General features: G+C 51.4%; 14 protein-coding genes. 8 read left to right on the forward strand and 6 right to left on the reverse strand.

Going from position 1 to position 16,933, the window contains the following annotated elements; translation table 11 throughout:
* The first annotated feature begins 72 nt into the window (after nt 1-72).
* From gap to glgA, 5 genes are all read left to right on the forward strand, one after another.
* Nucleotides 73-1,086: a type I glyceraldehyde-3-phosphate dehydrogenase gene (gene gap / locus C1A10_RS03700; RefSeq protein ID WP_101908937.1), complete on the forward strand. Its 1,014-nt coding sequence runs from the start codon at nt 73-75 to the stop codon at nt 1,084-1,086.
* A gap of 318 nt (nt 1,087-1,404) precedes the next feature.
* Nucleotides 1,405-3,408: a 1,4-alpha-glucan branching protein GlgB gene (gene glgB / locus C1A10_RS03705; protein ID WP_101908938.1), complete on the forward strand. Its 2,004-nt coding sequence runs from the start codon at nt 1,405-1,407 to the stop codon at nt 3,406-3,408.
* Nucleotides 3,409-3,444: 36 nt separating this feature from the next.
* On the forward strand, nt 3,445-4,659 hold the full coding sequence (locus C1A10_RS03710; RefSeq protein ID WP_101908939.1) for a glucose-1-phosphate adenylyltransferase: 1,215 nt from the start codon (nt 3,445-3,447) through the stop codon (nt 4,657-4,659).
* Nucleotides 4,660-4,662: 3 nt separating this feature from the next.
* A complete protein-coding gene (gene glgD, locus C1A10_RS03715; RefSeq protein WP_101908940.1) occupies nt 4,663-5,787 on the forward strand; it encodes a glucose-1-phosphate adenylyltransferase subunit GlgD in 1,125 nt (374 codons plus the stop codon).
* Nucleotides 5,788-5,869: 82 nt separating this feature from the next.
* Nucleotides 5,870-7,327 carry a glycogen synthase GlgA gene (glgA, locus tag C1A10_RS03720; protein ID WP_101908941.1) on the forward strand — a complete coding sequence of 486 codons (1,458 nt, stop codon included), beginning with the start codon at nt 5,870-5,872 and terminating at the stop codon, nt 7,325-7,327.
* Between the two features lie 62 nt (nt 7,328-7,389).
* Here the strand turns inward: glgA and prmC are convergent, their stop codons facing one another.
* From prmC to C1A10_RS03750, 6 genes are all read right to left on the reverse strand, one after another.
* Nucleotides 7,390-8,229, reverse strand: coding sequence for a peptide chain release factor N(5)-glutamine methyltransferase (gene prmC / locus C1A10_RS03725; protein WP_101908942.1), 840 nt, complete (start codon nt 8,227-8,229; stop codon nt 7,390-7,392).
* On the reverse strand, nt 8,229-9,167 hold the full coding sequence (locus C1A10_RS03730) for a DUF1385 domain-containing protein (RefSeq protein ID WP_101908943.1): 939 nt from the start codon (nt 9,165-9,167) through the stop codon (nt 8,229-8,231). Before C1A10_RS03730 ends, prmC begins: the two co-directional genes overlap by 1 nt.
* A gap of 104 nt (nt 9,168-9,271) precedes the next feature.
* Complete coding sequence (locus C1A10_RS03735; RefSeq protein ID WP_101908944.1) at nt 9,272-10,672, reverse strand: sensor histidine kinase; 1,401 nt, start codon at nt 10,670-10,672, stop codon at nt 9,272-9,274.
* Nucleotides 10,673-10,717: 45 nt separating this feature from the next.
* Complete coding sequence (locus C1A10_RS03740; protein WP_101908945.1) at nt 10,718-11,422, reverse strand: response regulator transcription factor; 705 nt, start codon at nt 11,420-11,422, stop codon at nt 10,718-10,720.
* A 31-nt stretch (nt 11,423-11,453) separates the two neighbouring features.
* Nucleotides 11,454-12,890 (reverse strand): hypothetical protein, encoded by a 1,437-nt coding sequence (locus tag C1A10_RS03745; protein WP_101908946.1) that lies wholly within the window; start codon nt 12,888-12,890, stop codon nt 11,454-11,456.
* A gap of 296 nt (nt 12,891-13,186) precedes the next feature.
* The gene (locus tag C1A10_RS03750) at nt 13,187-13,894 is read right to left on the reverse strand and encodes a helix-turn-helix domain-containing protein (protein WP_101908947.1); all 708 of its coding nucleotides are present in this window, start codon (nt 13,892-13,894) and stop codon (nt 13,187-13,189) included.
* Between the two features lie 164 nt (nt 13,895-14,058).
* On the opposite strand from C1A10_RS03750, the gene C1A10_RS03755 reads away from it, so the two are divergent.
* From C1A10_RS03755 to C1A10_RS03765, 3 genes are all read left to right on the forward strand, one after another.
* Complete coding sequence (locus C1A10_RS03755) at nt 14,059-14,706, forward strand: histidine phosphatase family protein (RefSeq protein WP_101908948.1); 648 nt, start codon at nt 14,059-14,061, stop codon at nt 14,704-14,706.
* An 81-nt stretch (nt 14,707-14,787) separates the two neighbouring features.
* Nucleotides 14,788-15,876, forward strand: coding sequence for a 3-isopropylmalate dehydrogenase (gene leuB, locus C1A10_RS03760; protein WP_101908949.1), 1,089 nt, complete (start codon nt 14,788-14,790; stop codon nt 15,874-15,876).
* Between the two features lie 42 nt (nt 15,877-15,918).
* Entirely contained in the window at nt 15,919-16,881 is a 963-nt protein-coding gene (locus tag C1A10_RS03765; protein ID WP_101908950.1) for a DUF975 family protein, read from the forward strand.
* The last annotated feature ends 52 nt before the right edge of the window (nt 16,882-16,933 follow it).

The following is a 16,933-nucleotide window of genomic DNA, read 5'->3' on the forward strand; positions in this document are numbered from 1 at the left end:
TCACAAAGAACTTGTAGTTTCATTGGAAATGATATAAAATAAAGTAAAACAAATACTAGGAGGTCATTCCATATGGCAATTAAGGTTGGTATTAACGGTTTTGGTCGTATCGGCAGACTGGTTTTCCGCGCTGCAGTTGCACAGCCCGAAACATTTGAAATTGTTGGCATTAACGATCCGTTCATTGATTTGGACTACATGGTTTACATGACAAAGTATGACACCATGCACGGCCGCTTTGAAGGCGAAGTTTCCACAAGCGGAGACAAGCTGATTGTAAACGGCAAATCCATTAACGTTTCCGCCTGCATGAATCCCGAAGAAATTCCGTGGGGCCAGTGGGGCGCTGACTATGTGGTAGAGTCTACCGGCGTATTCACTACAATGGATAAGGCTTCCGCCCATCTGAAAGCCGGCGCAAAGAAAGTTGTCATCTCCGCCCCTTCCAATGACGCCCCGATGTTCGTTATGGGTGTTAACAACGACAAATACACCAAAGACATGACGATCGTTTCCAATGCTTCCTGCACCACCAACTGCCTTGCTCCTCTTGCCAAGGTAATTCATGATAATTTCGGCATTGTGGATGGCCTGATGACGACCGTTCATTCCACAACAGCCACTCAGAAGACTGTTGACGGGCCTTCCAAGAAGGACTGGAGAGGCGGACGCGCTGCTTCCGGCAACATCATTCCTTCCTCCACCGGCGCTGCCAAAGCGGTCGGCAAGGTAATTCCTGAGCTTAATGGCAAACTGACCGGTATGTCCTTCCGTGTACCGACACTGGATGTTTCCGTGGTTGACCTTACCGTTAACCTGGCGAAACCGGCCACCTACGCGGAAATCTGCGCCGCGGTGAAAAAGGCTTCTGAAAACGAGATGAAGGGCATTCTCGATTACACGGAAGACCAGGTTGTTTCTTCCGACTTCCTGACCGATCCGCACACTTCCATCTTTGACGCAAAGGCCGGTATCGCTCTGACCGACAAATTTGTCAAGCTGGTTTCCTGGTATGACAATGAGTGGGGTTACAGCAACAAGGTCCTGATGCTCATCGCTCATATGGCAACTGTTGACGCGAAATAAGACTCAGTATGTTTGATAAAAAAGCAGAGGGTGAATCCCTCTGCTTTTTTATATCCTGTTTTTGCCGCAGACGGAAATTTTGAAAAAACGACAATAGAGCAGCTGTATAATAACTGTTTGTGGGGATCGAGCCGCCTGATAAACGCGTCATTCCCCAGATTCAAATTGCATTGGCGAAAAGTATAGGATTGTGAAAAATATATAGGTAAATCAACCAAATCGGAGGGACTTTTACCTGAATATTTACTGGAATATTCACAATAAATACTTGAATTAAGCTCATAAAACTGCTAATATATAGAAAAGGGAGGTGAAACAATGGCTAAGACAAATGAGAACTTACCATTGTATCTGTTTCATCAGGGTACAAATTACAAGGCGTATGAGTTTTTTGGCGCGCATCCCTATCGGAGTGCGGAAGAACGGGGTTTCATTTTCCGCACCTGGGCGCCGAATGCGGAGTCGGTATCGGTGGTGGGAGACTTTAACGGCTGGCAAAAGGAAAGCAATCCCATGCGTCTGGTACAGGATCACCGTTCGGGAGTTTGGGAATGCTCCGTGCCGGGTCTCAAACAGTTCGACAATTACAAGTTCTGCATTTCCACACAGGACGGCCGCTCCTTAATGAAGGCTGATCCGTATGCCTTCCATGCGCAGACCAACCCGGAAACGGCATCCAAGCTTTATGACATTGAAGGATATGACTGGAATGATCAGGCGTGGATGGAAAAGCGCAAGGAGCTCAACCCTTACCGCAGCCCGATGAACATCTATGAGGTGCACCTCGGATCATGGCGCAGATATCCGGACGGAAATGTGTTCGACTATCGGAAAGCCGCGGATGAGCTGGTAGCCTACCTCACCGATATGGGCTATAATTATCTGGAACTGATGCCGCTGATGGAGCATCCCTACGACGGCTCCTGGGGTTATCAGGTGACCGGTTATTTTGCCCCCACCTCCCGTTACGGAACTCCGCACGATTTTATGTATCTGGTGGAAAAATGCCATGAGGCAGGCATCGGCGTGATTATGGACTGGGTCCCCGCCCATTTCCCAAAGGATGCCCACGGGCTTTATGAGTTTGACGGGCAGCCGCTTTATGAATATCAGGACGTACATAAACGGGAGCACGCGCACTGGGGAACCCGCATCTTTGATTTCGGGCGCAATGAAGTGGTCTGTTTTCTGGTATCCAATGCGATGTTCTGGGTGGAAAAGTACCATATCGACGGGCTTCGTGTCGACGCGGTCGCCTCTATGCTTTACCTTGACTACGGCCGTGAGGACTGGGAGTGGCTGCCCAACCTGAACGGCGGGCGGGAGAATCTCGAAGCTACCGCCTTTTTGCAGAAACTGAATACCGCGGTGCTGACTGAACACCCAAGCGCGCTGATGATTGCGGAGGAATCGACCTCGTGGCCGCTGGTAACAAAACCGGCTTATGTCGGGGGGCTGGGATTCAATTTTAAATGGAATATGGGCTGGATGAACGATATGCTGGCCTATCATTCGCTGGATCCGATTTTCCGCAGCTATAACCACGATAAACTCACCTTCAGCCTGTTTTATGCGTTCAGTGAAAACTTTATCCTGCCCATCTCCCATGATGAAGTGGTGCACGGAAAATGCTCCCTGATCAATAAAATGCCGGGCGACTACGCGATGAAATTTGCGGGGGCACGCGCTTTTCTGGCCTATATGATGACCCACCCGGGCAAAAAGCTCCTGTTTATGGGCTGTGAGTTCGCGCAGTTTATCGAGTGGAATTATAAACAACAGCTTGACTGGTGCCTGCTGGATTATGAGGCGCACCGCCAGATGCGTGATTTTGCCAGGGAACTCAACCATTTTTACCTCAAGACCCCCTGCCTGTGGCAGGTGGAGGATTCGTGGGATGGTTTCAACTGGATTGCCCATGACGACCATGCCCAAAATATCATTGCTTTCCGCCGCGTTGATGAAACCGGGCAGGATCTGGTCATTGTCTGTAATTTCGCGCCGGTTACCCGCGAAAATTACCGTGTGGGGATACCGGACGCGACCTCCTATGACGAGATTTTCAACACGGATGATGTCCGGTTCGGCGGGTCGGGCGTAATCAACAAGGGTGCGATCCGGGTGAAAAATGTCTCTGACCATGGGTTCAAACAGTCCATTTTGCTTACGGTTCCGCCTCTCGCGGTTGTATTTCTGAAAGGCAGGCCTAAAAAAGCGCACAGAACGCAAAAACATCAAGCGGACGAAGATGCCGCCGCAAAGAAAAGTACCGACGCCGCAGCCGGAAAAAGGGCGGGCCGTCGCAAGACGAAAGACAAATGAACAAGGGATTCTATCATCAATAAAGGGGGAAGATACATGTCATGCAAAAAGGAATGGATTGCCATGCTTTTGGCAGGTGGGCAGGGCAGCAGGCTTTATACCCTGACGAAAAACCTTGCAAAACCCGCGGTGCCGTTTGGAGGGAAATACCGGATTATCGATTTTCCGCTTTCCAACTGTGTCAATTCCGGGATTGACACAGTCGGTGTGTTGACACAGTATCAGCCTCTGGTGCTCAACGAATATATCGGAAACGGGCAGCCGTGGGATCTCGACCGCACAAATGGAGGCGTATTCGTCCTCCCGCCTTATCAAAAAAGCTCCGGCTCCGACTGGTATACGGGAACAGCAAACGCCATTTACCAGAATATCAATTTTATCGAGCGGTATGATCCTGAATATGTCTTGATTCTGTCCGGTGATCACGTCTATAAAATGGATTATGAAAAAATGCTGGGATACCATAAGGAAAAGCAGGCCGACTGCACCATCGCGGTTTTGCAGGTTCCGATGGAGGAGGCTTCCCGCTTCGGCATCATGAACGCTTACCCGGACGGCACGATTTATGAGTTTGAGGAAAAGCCCCCCAAACCAAAGAGCAATCTGGCGTCCATGGGCATCTACATATTCTCGTGGAAAAAAATGAAGCAGTACCTTGAGGATGACGCGAAAAATCCGAACTCCCATAATGATTTCGGCAAGGACATTCTGCCTGCCATGCTGGGAGACGGGCAGAAGATGGTAGCCTATCCGTTTGAAGGCTACTGGAAGGATGTCGGCACGATCGACAGCCTGTGGGAAGCAAACATGGATCTGCTGGACCCGAAGGTCCCGCTTGATTTATACGACGACAGCTGGAAAATTTACGCCAGAAACCCGGTGATGCCCCCGCATTTTATCGCGCAGGGCGCCGTTGTGCAGAATTCAATGGTGACGGAAGGCTGCAGTATCGCAGGCCTGGTTGACTTTTCCATCCTGTTTTCGGGCGTCACCGTGGAAGAAGGCGCGACGGTACGAGATTCCATTGTAATGCCCGGAACGGTCATCAGGAAGAATGCCGTAATCGAATATGCGATCATTGCGGAAAACTGCGTGATTGAAGAAAACGTGGTGATCGGGCAGCGTCCGGAGGACGCGGAAGACAAGGACAGCTGGGGAGTTGCCGTGGTCGGGAACGGAGTTCGTATTGGAAGAGGAGCCGCTGTGGCCCCAAAATCCATGGTCGAAAAAGATGTGCAGGGGGTGCAGTAGTCTATGAGGGAAAACAGGGTCTTGGGTATCATCTTCTCCAATATGCATGATACCATGCTTGGCGAACTGACAGAAAACCGTACCACCGGCTCAGTGCCTTACGGAGGCCGCTACCGCCTGATCGACTTTGTGCTTTCCAGCATGGTGAATTCCGACATCACGGATGTCGGAATTGTAACCAAGCAAAACTACCAGTCCCTGATGGACCATGTGGGCGCAGGGCGCGCGTGGGACCTTTCCCGGAAGCGCGGCGGGCTGGTGATCCTGCCGCCGTTTGCAAGCCGCGGCGGCAGCGGGATTTATCGCGGCAGGCTGGAAGCATTGCGAGGAGCGATGGGGTTCATCAAGCACAGCAACGCGAAATACGTGCTCCTGTGCGACTGTGACATTATTGCCAATATCGACCTGCGCGGCATGATCAACGAACATATCAAAAACGGCGCGCAGGTTACGATGATGGTGAAAAATGCACAGGTACAGCCGGAAAACCTGCGGAATATCACAACTGTCATCTACGACAGCGAGCACAATGTCACAGACATCCTTGTGAGGCCGGATGTCAAGGGCAGCCAGAACGTTTACATGAATGTCATGCTGGTGGAAAAAACGCTGCTGGAACGCATGGTCAGCGAAGGAATCAGTCACGATCACTATTCGCTGATTCGCCACGCGATTCAGCCGTCTATCGGCAAACTGAGCCTGAAAGCCTATGAATTCACCGGATATTCCCATAGGGTTTCTGGCCTGCGCTCCTATTTCGACGCCCATATGGAACTGCTGAGCACCGAAGTCCGCTCGCAGCTGTTTCCCCGCGATCTGCCCGTTTTTACCAAGGTGCGCGACGAAGTGCCGGTTAAATATGGATTGTCGGCAAAGGTAAGCAATTCGCTGATTGCGGATGGCTGCATCATCGACGGTACTGTGGAAAACTGCGTGATTTTTCGCAGTGTCAGAGTCGGCAAAGGGGCTGTCTTAAACAACTGTATTCTCATGCAGGACACCATGGTCAGTGACAATACCCATCTTGAGTATGTCATTACAGACAAGAACGTGCTGGTAAAGAACGCGCGCACGCTGATTGGGTGCGACACCTATCCGATCTATATTGCCAAAGGCAATACTGTATGAAGTCCGGAAGGCAGGCCTGCTGAGACAGGAGCAGCTGTCTTTGGAAAAGAATTGAACCAACGCCAGTGCAGGGAGGGTCACTATGAAGATTTTATTTGCCGTATCAGAAGCCAACCCGTTTATTGCGACAGGAGGCCTTGCGGATGTTGCGGGTTCGCTGCCGCGCGCAATCCGGAACTATCAGCACGCATGCCGTGTAGTGCTCCCGCTTTACAGCGCAATCAAGCAGGAATTGCGGGGAAAGATGAAATTTGTCTGCAATTTTTACGTCAATCTTGGCTGGCGCAACCAGTATTGCGGCGTTTTTGAAGCAAGCCATAACGGTGTCAAATACTATTTGCTGGATAATGAATATTATTTCAAACGTGATGGCGGCATCTACGGTTTTTATGATGATGCGGAAAGATTCGCGTTTTTCTCAAAAGCGGCCGTGGAAATGATTCAATATATCGATTTCGAACCTGAAATTATTCATTGCAACGACTGGCAGACCGCCATGATCCCTGTTTACCTGAACCTGTTCTACCGGCAGATTGATAAATATAAGGACATCAAAACGGTATTTACCATCCATAATATTCAGTATCAGGGAAAATATGGGATGGAAATTGCGGCGGATGTGCTGGGGCTTCCCTATTATGCGGCGCCGACGATGCTGTATGACGGATGCCTGAACATGATGAAGGCGGCCATTGAGGTCAGCGACTATGTGACAACCGTGAGCCCAACCTACGCCAGGGAGATTACAGACCCCTGGTTTGCGCATGGGCTTGACCGGCTTCTGAAAGATCATCAGCACAAACTGGCCGGTATTTTGAACGGAATCGATACTGTCAGCTATAATCCCGAGGCAGACTCTGCCATTTACGAGAATTTTGGGCCGGGCTCGCTGGAAAAGAAGACGGTCAACAAGATTGAACTGCAAAAGGCCATGGGTTTGAGCCAGAACAAGGACGTCATGCTGGTAGGCATTGTCAGCCGCTTTGTCGCACATAAGGGGATAGACCTTATCCAGTACATCTTTGAGGAACTGATGAAACGGGAGCTTCAAATCGTTGCCCTCGGGTCGGGGGATTATCTCTTCGAGAGCTTTTTTCAGGAGATGCAGGCAAAGTATCCGGGCAGAGCCGCCGTAAAAATCGGGTTTCTTCCCGATATAGCAAGAAAGATCTATGCCGGCTCCGATGTCTTCCTGATGCCTTCCAAGAGCGAGCCGTGCGGGCTGGCCCAGATGGTTTCCCTCCGTTACGGTACACTCCCGATCGTGCGGGAGACCGGCGGCCTGAAGGACTCCATCACCGACCTCGGGGATGAGCTGAAGGGGAACGGGTTCACCTTTAAAACCTATAATGCGCACGATATGCTTGGCGCGATAGACCGTGCCGCCAGCCTGTATTACGACAGAGAAAATTGGAAACAGGTGATACAAAAAGCGATGCAGAGCGATTTTACATGGAAACGCTCCGCGGGAGAATATATTAGCATGTACCGCAAAATCCTCAGCAAAGACGAGCCGGAAAACGCTTCAGTCAAAAATTGAACTCCATATGCAACATGCAGAAAAGCCCGCATCAGCGGGCTTTTCTATTGCCAGATACAGTGTCAGGACTTTTGACCGAATACAACACGTTCTATTCCGGCCAGATCTTTGCGGATTCCGATTTTTCCATAGCCCGCGGCGAGAAGCAGACCGGACACTTTCTGCGCCTGGTTATACCCGGTTTCAAACGCAATGGCGCCGTCAGGCTTCAGCAGATGGTAGTAAATTGCGGGAAGGCGGCGATAAAAATGATAACCGTCTTCTCCGCCGAACAGCGCCATTTCCGGTTCAAAGGTGATCTGCTTTTGCAGGGTCTCCAGCTCGTTTTGCGGAATATAAGGCGGGTTGGACACCGCTAAATCGAGCAGCGGCAGCTCGGGCGGTGCGAATACATCACAACGTATGGCCTGCACCTCGACTTGGTTGCGTGCAATATTTTCGCGCAGATAGGGGAAGGCGGCTTCGGACAGCTCAAGTGCAAAAACTTTCGCATCCGGCCTTTTGTACGCAATCGCCGCAGCGATACAGCCGGACCCTGCGCACAGGTCCGCCACAACGGGATTTTTCCGGCCTTTCAGCAGTTCCAACGCCGTTTCAACCAGGATTTCCGTATCCGGACGCGGAATCAGGACACCTTCGCCGACTTTAAACGGCAGCCCGAAAAACTCCCATTCCCCGAGCAGGTATTGCAGCGGGTAGCCTTCCGCGTAGCGGCCGCATAAATCCAGAAATTCTACCGCTTTCTCCGCGTCCGCAGGGTTCTGCCCGACCAGCGGCAGCCGGTAGCGGGAGATGCCCATGACATGCTCAAACAGCAGGGAAACGTCAAAAGCGCAGGAATCTTCCTGCGCTTTCTCTTTACAGTTTTGACAGGCGGTGCGGTATAAATCGTTCAGCGTCATCAGAAGCGGTCCTCGTCCTGGTTTTCGGGGATGCAGGGCTTCATAGAGGCAATGGCAACCTCCAGCATGGAGGCGTCCGGTTCAAAGGTCGTAAAGTTCTGCAGCCAGAGACCGGGGGCGGAAATCGCGCGGGTAAACGCATTGTCGTGGCGGCCGGCGAAACGGATGATTTCATACGCGATGCCGACAACTACAGGCAGCAGCAGAATTTTCAGCGCCACGCGCATCCAGATGCTGCTCCACGTCACAACAGAAAAGACAATGATGGAAATAATCAGTACAATCAGCATAAAGCTGGTTCCGCAGCGGGGATGAAACCGGGGGTATTTCATGGCGTTTTCAGGGGTCAACTCTTCGCCCGCCTCATAGCAGGCAATTGTTTTATGTTCCGCGCCGTGATACTGAAAAACACGGTGAATGTCTGGGGTACGGGAAACCGCGAACAGGTAAAGGACAAAAATAACGATTTTCAGGATTCCTTCGGCGATGGTCAGCAGATAGTTGGGAGCGGCGAGAGCGCTGCCCAGATATTTTACAAGCGTAGCCGGCAGCAGCATGAACAGCCCTACGGCAATCACAACGGCGACGATGGTGACCAGCGCGTTAAACAGTACGGACATCTTGTCCCCGAGGTGCTCTTCCAGCCAAATTTCCAGCCTGGAGGGGTTCTCCTCTTCGGAAGTCCCGGAGATATCTGCGGATTTCATCAGACATTGATAGCCAAGCGCCAGCATAGAAAACAGGTTAAAGATTCCGCGGACAAACGGCAGCTTCGTATACCATCTGTTTGCCGCGGTCTCCCATGTTTCCGAATAGATGGTCCCGTCCGGTTTGCGGACCGACATGGCCGATACACGCGGGCCCCGCATCATGACGCCTTCAATGAGGGCCTGACCGCCGATGGATGTTTTTTTCACTGCACAGCTTTTTTCCGACAAATGATCAAATCCTTCCTGTTCCCATGGGAATGTCCGCACCGCCGACACCTGACTTTACGGCAGTATAACGACATTATAAAGCGTATATATGAACATTTCAACTTTCAATTTTTCGCAAGGGGAAGCACAATCGTTACCTTGGTACCGACGCCTTCTTTTGAAGTGATCTCCAGTGTGCCTCCGTGCATGGTAATGATTTCGTCCGCGACCGCAAGCCCGATTCCCGAACCGCGGCGGGTGGAATTTGCCTTGAAGAACTTCTCCTTGACCTTTGGCAGATAGGCTTCCTTGATGCCGATTCCTGTGTCGGCGACGGATATGCGGATCGATTCGCCGGTAACCGCGGCATGAACGGTAACGGTGTCGCCGCTGTCGGAATATTTGAGCGCGTTGTCAATAATATTGACGAATACCTGGCGCAGCCTGTTGCGGTCGCCGAAAAACAATGCGACCTGATCGGGCTCTTCATAAATCAGCTGCTTATTCTCATGCTTTGCGCGTTCCTCGAACATCAGCACCGCGTCGGAAAGTTCCGCAATCAGATCCAGCTTTTCCTTTACAAGCTGCATGCGCCCGTTCTGCAGACGGCTGAAGTCCAGAAGCTCCTCCACCATCTGCGCTAAGCGCTCGGTTTCTCCGGTGATGACGCGCATCCCTTTGCCAAGCAGCTCCGAATCGACCTCGCCGCCCATGTCGGCCAGCGTTTCCGACCAGCCCTTGATTGCGGTGAGCGGGGTGCGCAGCTCGTGGGAGACCGAGGAGATAAAGTCGTTTTTCATCTTTTCATTGGCGGAAAGTTCCTCCGCCATATAGTTGATGGTGTCGCACAGCTCGCCGATCTCATCATCATTTTTCTTATGCAGACGGGCGTTGAAGTCCCCCTGCGCAATCTTGCGCGCGGTAACACTTACATCACCCACCGGGTTTACAATGGAATTGATAAAATAGGAACTGGAGAAGATGACGAAAAAGATGATTGCCACACCGAACAGGGTAATAATCAGAATCAACAGCACAATCTGGCGGTCGATGCGGTCGAGCGATACGGCGAACCGCATGGCCGCAAGCTGCTGATCCACGACAGGGGACGCAACCGTGATCGCCATGATGTTTTCCCCGTTTATAGTCCCCACAAATTCACCGATTCCCACCGACATCGCATCGTCAAAATCACTGGTCTGAATGGTGGAATCCGCCTCGAATCCGCTGGAAGTAAAGGTGACCCTGCGGTCAAGGTCGACCGTCATGAGCTCCATGTGATTGCGTTCTTTAAAATTCTCCACCAGACTGCGCACCTGTTCGGAAAAGTTGCCGGACATGTCCTCGGAATAATCGGTGAGCTGATTGGTTACGTAGTTTGCCTGTGCCATAATCGCGGCGCGGACATTATTGTAATAAAACGCGCGGATGCCCATCGAAAATCCGATTTCCAATGAAATCAGAATGACAAGAATGACGCCCAGATTATTGAAAAGCCAGCGCTTGGTGATTTTTCTGGCCGCCATGGTCATCCCTCCCTTTCGGCCGATGCAGTTGAGAATTCAACCGGATTACTTCTGCACCCACTTATATCCAAAGCCCCATACGGTCAGCAGATATTGCGGCTCGGACGGTACATCCTCCAGCTTCATGCGCAGGCGGCGGATGTTGACATCAACAATTTTAATGTCACCGAAATACCCTTCGCCCCAGACTTTGTTCAGGATATCCTGACGCCCGAGCGCTGTATTGGGGTTGTTGAAAAAGTACTCGAGAATCTGATATTCCACCTGCGTCAATTCCAGAATCTGTCCGTTTTTGGAAACTGTACGGCTTTTGGTATTCAGGGTAAAAGGCCCTGACTTCAGTTCGCTGATAACAGGGGCCTGCACTTTTTCGGCAGCCATCGTGACGCGGCGGTGAATCGCATCCACGCGCGCGATCAGTTCGGAAGGAGAAAACGGCTTGGTCACATAATCATCCGCGCCGATCATCAACCCGTTGACCTTGTCCATTTCCTGGCCTTTTGCGGTGAGCATAATAATCCCTACCGAGGCGTTCTTTTCCCGCATGCGGCGGCAGACCTCAAACCCGTCCATGCCGGGCATCATGACATCCAGCAGAACCACGTCGAAGTAGAACGGGTTACGGTCGAACACCTGCATGGCTTCCTCGCCGTTGGAAACATCCACTACCTCATAGCCGGACCGCTTGAGATTAATCACTTCAAAATCGCGGATGACATCTTCATCCTCTACAACCAGAACACATTTCATATCAAAATCACCTTTCTTTGTATACGGCAGCCTAAAGCAGGGTAAAAATGCGATTGGGATTTTTGGAGGACAGCTGGTAGGAGCTGATCGAGAGGCTGCTCTTCACCTTATCCGGAATGTAGGCATAGTAGGTGAACATGCCGCGGGTATCCAATTCCGTATATTTTTCGAGGAATTTATCCTGATACCCTTTTTTGGAGACTACGCGGATCCGAAGCAGCTCGCCCGCAAGATCACTAAACGGGTCCTCAAGGGATGCATTATACTCGATAAACCGCCACTCGCTGGTTTCCGGCTGGGCAAAAACCGTCACCTGATCGATCCAGTCTTCCGGAAAATTTACACGATAGCCTCCGGACCGGTTGATGACTGTGGCGAGCATGCGTACGAGCTTGTTGCCCTGAAGCTGCATATATTCCGTCAGATACAGCGCCTCGCTGTCCTTTTGCTTTTGGTAACCGGGCAGCAGACGGGCAGTCGGAATTTCAATAACGGAATCGCCGTTGATATCCGCGCAGACAGTTTCCTTAGGAGTATCTTTTCCGCCGGAAATCGCATCCCGCAGGGTACGCTCGTAAAGAGGCGGGCCCCCGTCTTCGCTCTCATCGCCGCTCATGCCGATACTGATGACAGGGGCAAGAAGGCCGTCGTCATCCAGCGTGAACACCTCGGTGGCCAACACATCGCCAAATAGAAGCTCATCAATAAATACGCCTCGGCGCCCGCTGCTGCGGTCAAGATTGCCGGCAATAACACCGACAAACTGCGATATGGAATCCGACAGGGAATGTTCGCTGAACAGCCGGACAACGCCGGCCTCGCTGTCATAGGAAAGCTGCTTGATCCAGGAGGATTCCAGACGGTTGCGTTCATCGCGGCTAAACAGAAAAATATCATCCAGTCCGTCCGTATTCAAATCATTGATGAGGTAGGTGTCATAATAGTTAAAGTCGGTTTTTCCGGAGCTGTCCCGGAACAGCATGCGCTCAAGTTTACCGCCCGAACAGGTATAAAGCTCCAGCTGTTTTTCCGTCTCTTCCTCGCTGCTCCAGCCGACCACGATGTCCGCGCTGTCCGGACCGGAGATATGGGCGAACGCGACAAATTCCACCTCTTCGCTCGCGCCTGACAGCGCGTTGACAGCCCGCCACACGCCGTCCTCCTTATCAAGCAGGGCGACGCGAGTCGTACTGCTCAAACCAATGGAGTAGAACGCCAGCGCCTCTTCGTCTCCGTCTTTGTCCAGATCCTGATAGATAAATGCGGAACGATAGTCGCCGCTTTTGGGATATTTCAGAGTAAAATCCCCTGTAACAGATTCCCGCAGAGCATCGTCGATTGCCTTTTGTTCCGCGGTCAGTCGGGGCGGCTGCATTAAATCCCCGGTGACAGGGCTTAACCCGGTGCAGGAGGAGCATAAAAACGATACAGCCAGCAAAACAGCTGTCAGCATGGTTTTGTGCAGCAAAAAACCACCCCTTTCTAAGAAATTGATCCGGCAATAGTGCATAAAACGATATGCTAATTTTATAGCAAAGCCGGTGGAATGTCAACGGAAGCCGGCTTTTGCCAAAATAAAAAGCCGCCGAATGAAGCGGCAGCCTGCAAACAACATTGCGTATTATGATAAATCATGATAAAATAGTCAAAAAGTGACTATTAGCACTTATGGCCAAGGCGATACGTTCGCAAGGTTTGTTTCCGCCTTAATGGTCAATGATACCACTGCGTGCTTTGCATTCGTGATATCATCATAAAATATCTTTATCGTTTCAGATGGGTCGGATAGGCGATCCTTGCTTCTGAATTCTGCACAAGATTGAGAAGTGAAGAGGCAAACAGGGGATAATCCTGGGAAAGGGATTCTGTCGTTACATAGAGCGGATCAACATTTTCGATGCGCTCCATATCAGCTACCGGGTCCCCTTCGGTGATCGACTGCGCGTTGGCGAAAGAGACCTGCATGGCGGCATCCGCGTAGCATTGGGAAACAGTTTCCGGGATGGTGAACAGTGCGTTTTGGTTACGCGGGTTGGCGCCGTATACCAGACGGAACATGCGGTAAACCGACAGCATTAAAAAGGAAGACACCTCATTGATCAGAGGCTTGCATTTGCTGCGGGACAGCAAATCAAACAGAATATTCAGCGAGTTGGCAATCAGCTTTTTATTCAGAACAGGGAGGACCCCCGCTTTAAAAACATTTTCTTTGCCAATGGTATCCGGTTCCGGAATATCCTCCACAGTCAGCTTGGAACCTGTCCGGTCAGGGGACCGGCCCAGCATATAATCGCAGGAAACTTCATAAAAATCGGCGCACCGGATTAAAAAATCCAGCCCGCATTCGCGGATTCCCTTTTCATAATGGGAAAGCAGGGCCTGTGAAATACCAAGCTTGGATGCGGCGAGCTTCTGGCTTATTCCGCGTTCTTTGCGCAGCAAAGTAAGGACTCGTGGAAAATCAGCGTTCATGTCAATACCCCTCAAAAACCTTTTTTCTATCTGCAGGCGACAAAAAAATACGCCCAAGGTCTTTTACGTATTGTAAATTATATAATACGCAAAACCTTTTGTAAATAGGTGTGTGAAATATTATAAATATTTGTAGAATAAAGTCAAAAAGAGGTAAAGAATTTATGCTAACATACAAAATACACATGATTCGGCACGGTTTGACACAGGCAAACCTCGAAGGGCGCTATATTGGTACTACTGATCTCCCGCTTTGTGAGCAGGGGTGCGCCTCGCTGGAGCAGCTATACAGGACCAGCGACTATCCGGCGGCAGACAGGGTGTACACGAGCCCTTTAAAACGTGCGGTACAAACGGCAGAAATCCTGTATCCGAACAGCCCGATCGAGCCGGTCGAAAAACTGCGGGAACTGGATTTCGGTGATTTTGAAGGGAAAACCGCTTCCGAGCTGGAACATGACCCGGTATTCCGGGAATGGATTTCATTGCCCGGCGGCTGCCCGCCTCATGGGGAAACCGTCCAGTCGCTAAGAAGGCGTTCGGTGGAGGCCGTATCCTATATTTTCGGGCAGATGATGGAGAAAAAAATGCTGTCTGTCGCTGTGGTAACTCACGGGGGGCTGATTATGAACCTTTTGGCGGAGCTGGGGCTGCCCCAGCGCGACGCGGTGCGCTGGACGACGCAGGACGGGCGCGGCTATACGCTGCTGCTTACCGCGCAGATGTGGATGCGTGACCGGAAATTTGAAGTCTATGAGCAGATTCCTTATGAAAAGCTGCCGGAAGAACTTCTCTGGGAAGAAAATTCATGATGTGAATTCATAAATTATAGGTGGAATTTTTCCATTTCGCATAGTAAAATGAAAAACAATCTAGGTAAAGGAGACTTCTGGATGAGACCTATCAAGATCTGTGTGCTGGAGGGCGACGGCATTGGGCCTGAAATTGTAAGACAGGCGGTAAGGGTTCTGAAAGCCGCTTGCGATGCGCGCCAAATCGCACTGTATTTCAACTATGCGCTGCTCGGGGGCGCCGCGATTGACGTGGCCGGAACTCCTCTTCCCGACGCGACGGTCGCACAGTGCAAAGCGTCCGACGCGGTGCTGCTGGGAGCCGTCGGCGGTGAAAAATGGGACAGCCTTCCGTCCGCGCTGCGCCCGGAAAAGGGGCTGCTGGGAATCCGCTCCGCGCTGGGGCTTTATGCGAACCTGCGCCCCGCGACAATTTTTCCGGCGCTGCAGTCCGCTTCCCCTCTGAAAGAAGAAATCATCCGCGCGGGCGTGGATATTCTCGTGGTGCGGGAACTGACCGGGGATGTCTATTTCGGGGAGCATGCCCGCAAACAGGAAAACGGGTATGAAACCGGATATGACCACATGCAGTACAGCACGTTTGAAGTGGGGCGTATTGCAAGGAACGCGTTTGAGCTGGCGCGCAAGCGGAACCGCCGGGTAACCTCCGTGGACAAAGCCAATGTTCTGGAAACCTCAAGGGTATGGCGCGAGACCGTTACCCGCGTTTCGCAGGATTATCCGGATGTTGCGCTGAACCATATGTATGTGGACAACGCGGCGATGCAGCTTGTGCGCAATCCGGCGCAGTTTGATGTATTGGTGACCGGCAATCTTTTCGGGGATATTCTTTCCGATGAGGCTTCGATGATTTCGGGTTCTATCGGCATGCTGGCTTCGGCAAGCCTGGGCGACGGCACACTGGGGCTTTATGAGCCGATTCACGGCAGCGCTCCGGATATTGCGGGGAAAGGCCTGGCCAACCCGCTTGCTACCATTCTTTCCGCGGCGATGATGCTGCGTTACTCGCTCGATCTGCCGGAACTTGCGGATGCCATCGAAAAGGCGGTTGAAAGCGCTCTGGATGTTGCGCGCACGGCGGATATCCGGGACCCTGCTCTTCCGGTTTATTCCACCGACGAGATGGGCGGCTTTGTGGCGGGAAAAGTCAAAGAGCTGCTTGAGAAATAGAAAGGCCGGGGCGAAATCCCTGCCGATAGGAGGCTGAACTTTATGGGACTGTCAAAAACGATAAAAATGAACGCAAAACGGGCTCTGGCCGGGGCCTGGGGCAGCGCGATCGGCGTGATGGTGATTACTTTCCTGCCGTCGATCATGATCAATATTCTTGAATCTGTTATACGGGCGGTCAGCGGGGTACCTGAGTTTGTGGATTACGCGGCGACGCCGTCGATTGCATTTGACGATATGGCTAATGTAGCAGCGGTTTCCACGCTGATTTCACTGCTGGTTTCCGTTCTGATCTTTTTTGTCATGACACCTTTACAGCAGGGGTGCGCCCGATGGTTTTACCGCCGTACAGGCGGAGAGCAGGAGCCTGTATCCGGTGTCTTTTTCTACTTTGAGACTGCAAAAAGTTATTTTCGCTCGCTTGGGCTTAATTTTCAAATCGGTTTGCGCGTTTTTCTCTGGTTGCTTCTTCCGGCGCTGCCCATGGCTGCAACAATCGTATTTGTTGTGTTCTATAAACATCAGCTTGGCGGAAATCTGCCGAACGCCGTTTTCGCGGTGGTTGTAATTCTGATGGTGATTTGGGCTGTTCTTCTTGTGATTCTTTCCATCCTGATCTCTTTACGCTATTTTCTCGCTCCCTACCTGCTGGCTGAACACCCCGAGCAGAAGGCCAGCCAGTGTATTAAGAGCGGAGTGCGTCTGGTAAAAGGACATAAAGCGGAACTGTTTGGATTTATCCTGTCGTTTATCGGCTGGGGATTGCTGTGTATCTTTATTATCCCCATATTTTATGTGATGCCGTATATGCAGTCCTCTTACGCGATGTATGCGCGCTATCTGATTCAGTTGGGAGAAGAGGCCGGCTCCGACAATACCAAAGAATATCTTTATAAGCCGGATATCGACCGTTATATGGAGGAACAGGCCGCCCGGGGCGGGGAAATGAAGGAACCGTCCTCTGATTCCTTTCAAGAGGAAGAGCCCAGATATCCCGGTGTTTAAATCCATAAATACAAAAAGCCACGAAGTATGTACTTCGTGGCTTTATTTTTGA

The organism is Marasmitruncus massiliensis (assembly GCF_900186535.1).
GTDB lineage: Bacteria > Bacillota > Clostridia > Oscillospirales > Ruminococcaceae > Anaerotruncus > Anaerotruncus massiliensis_A.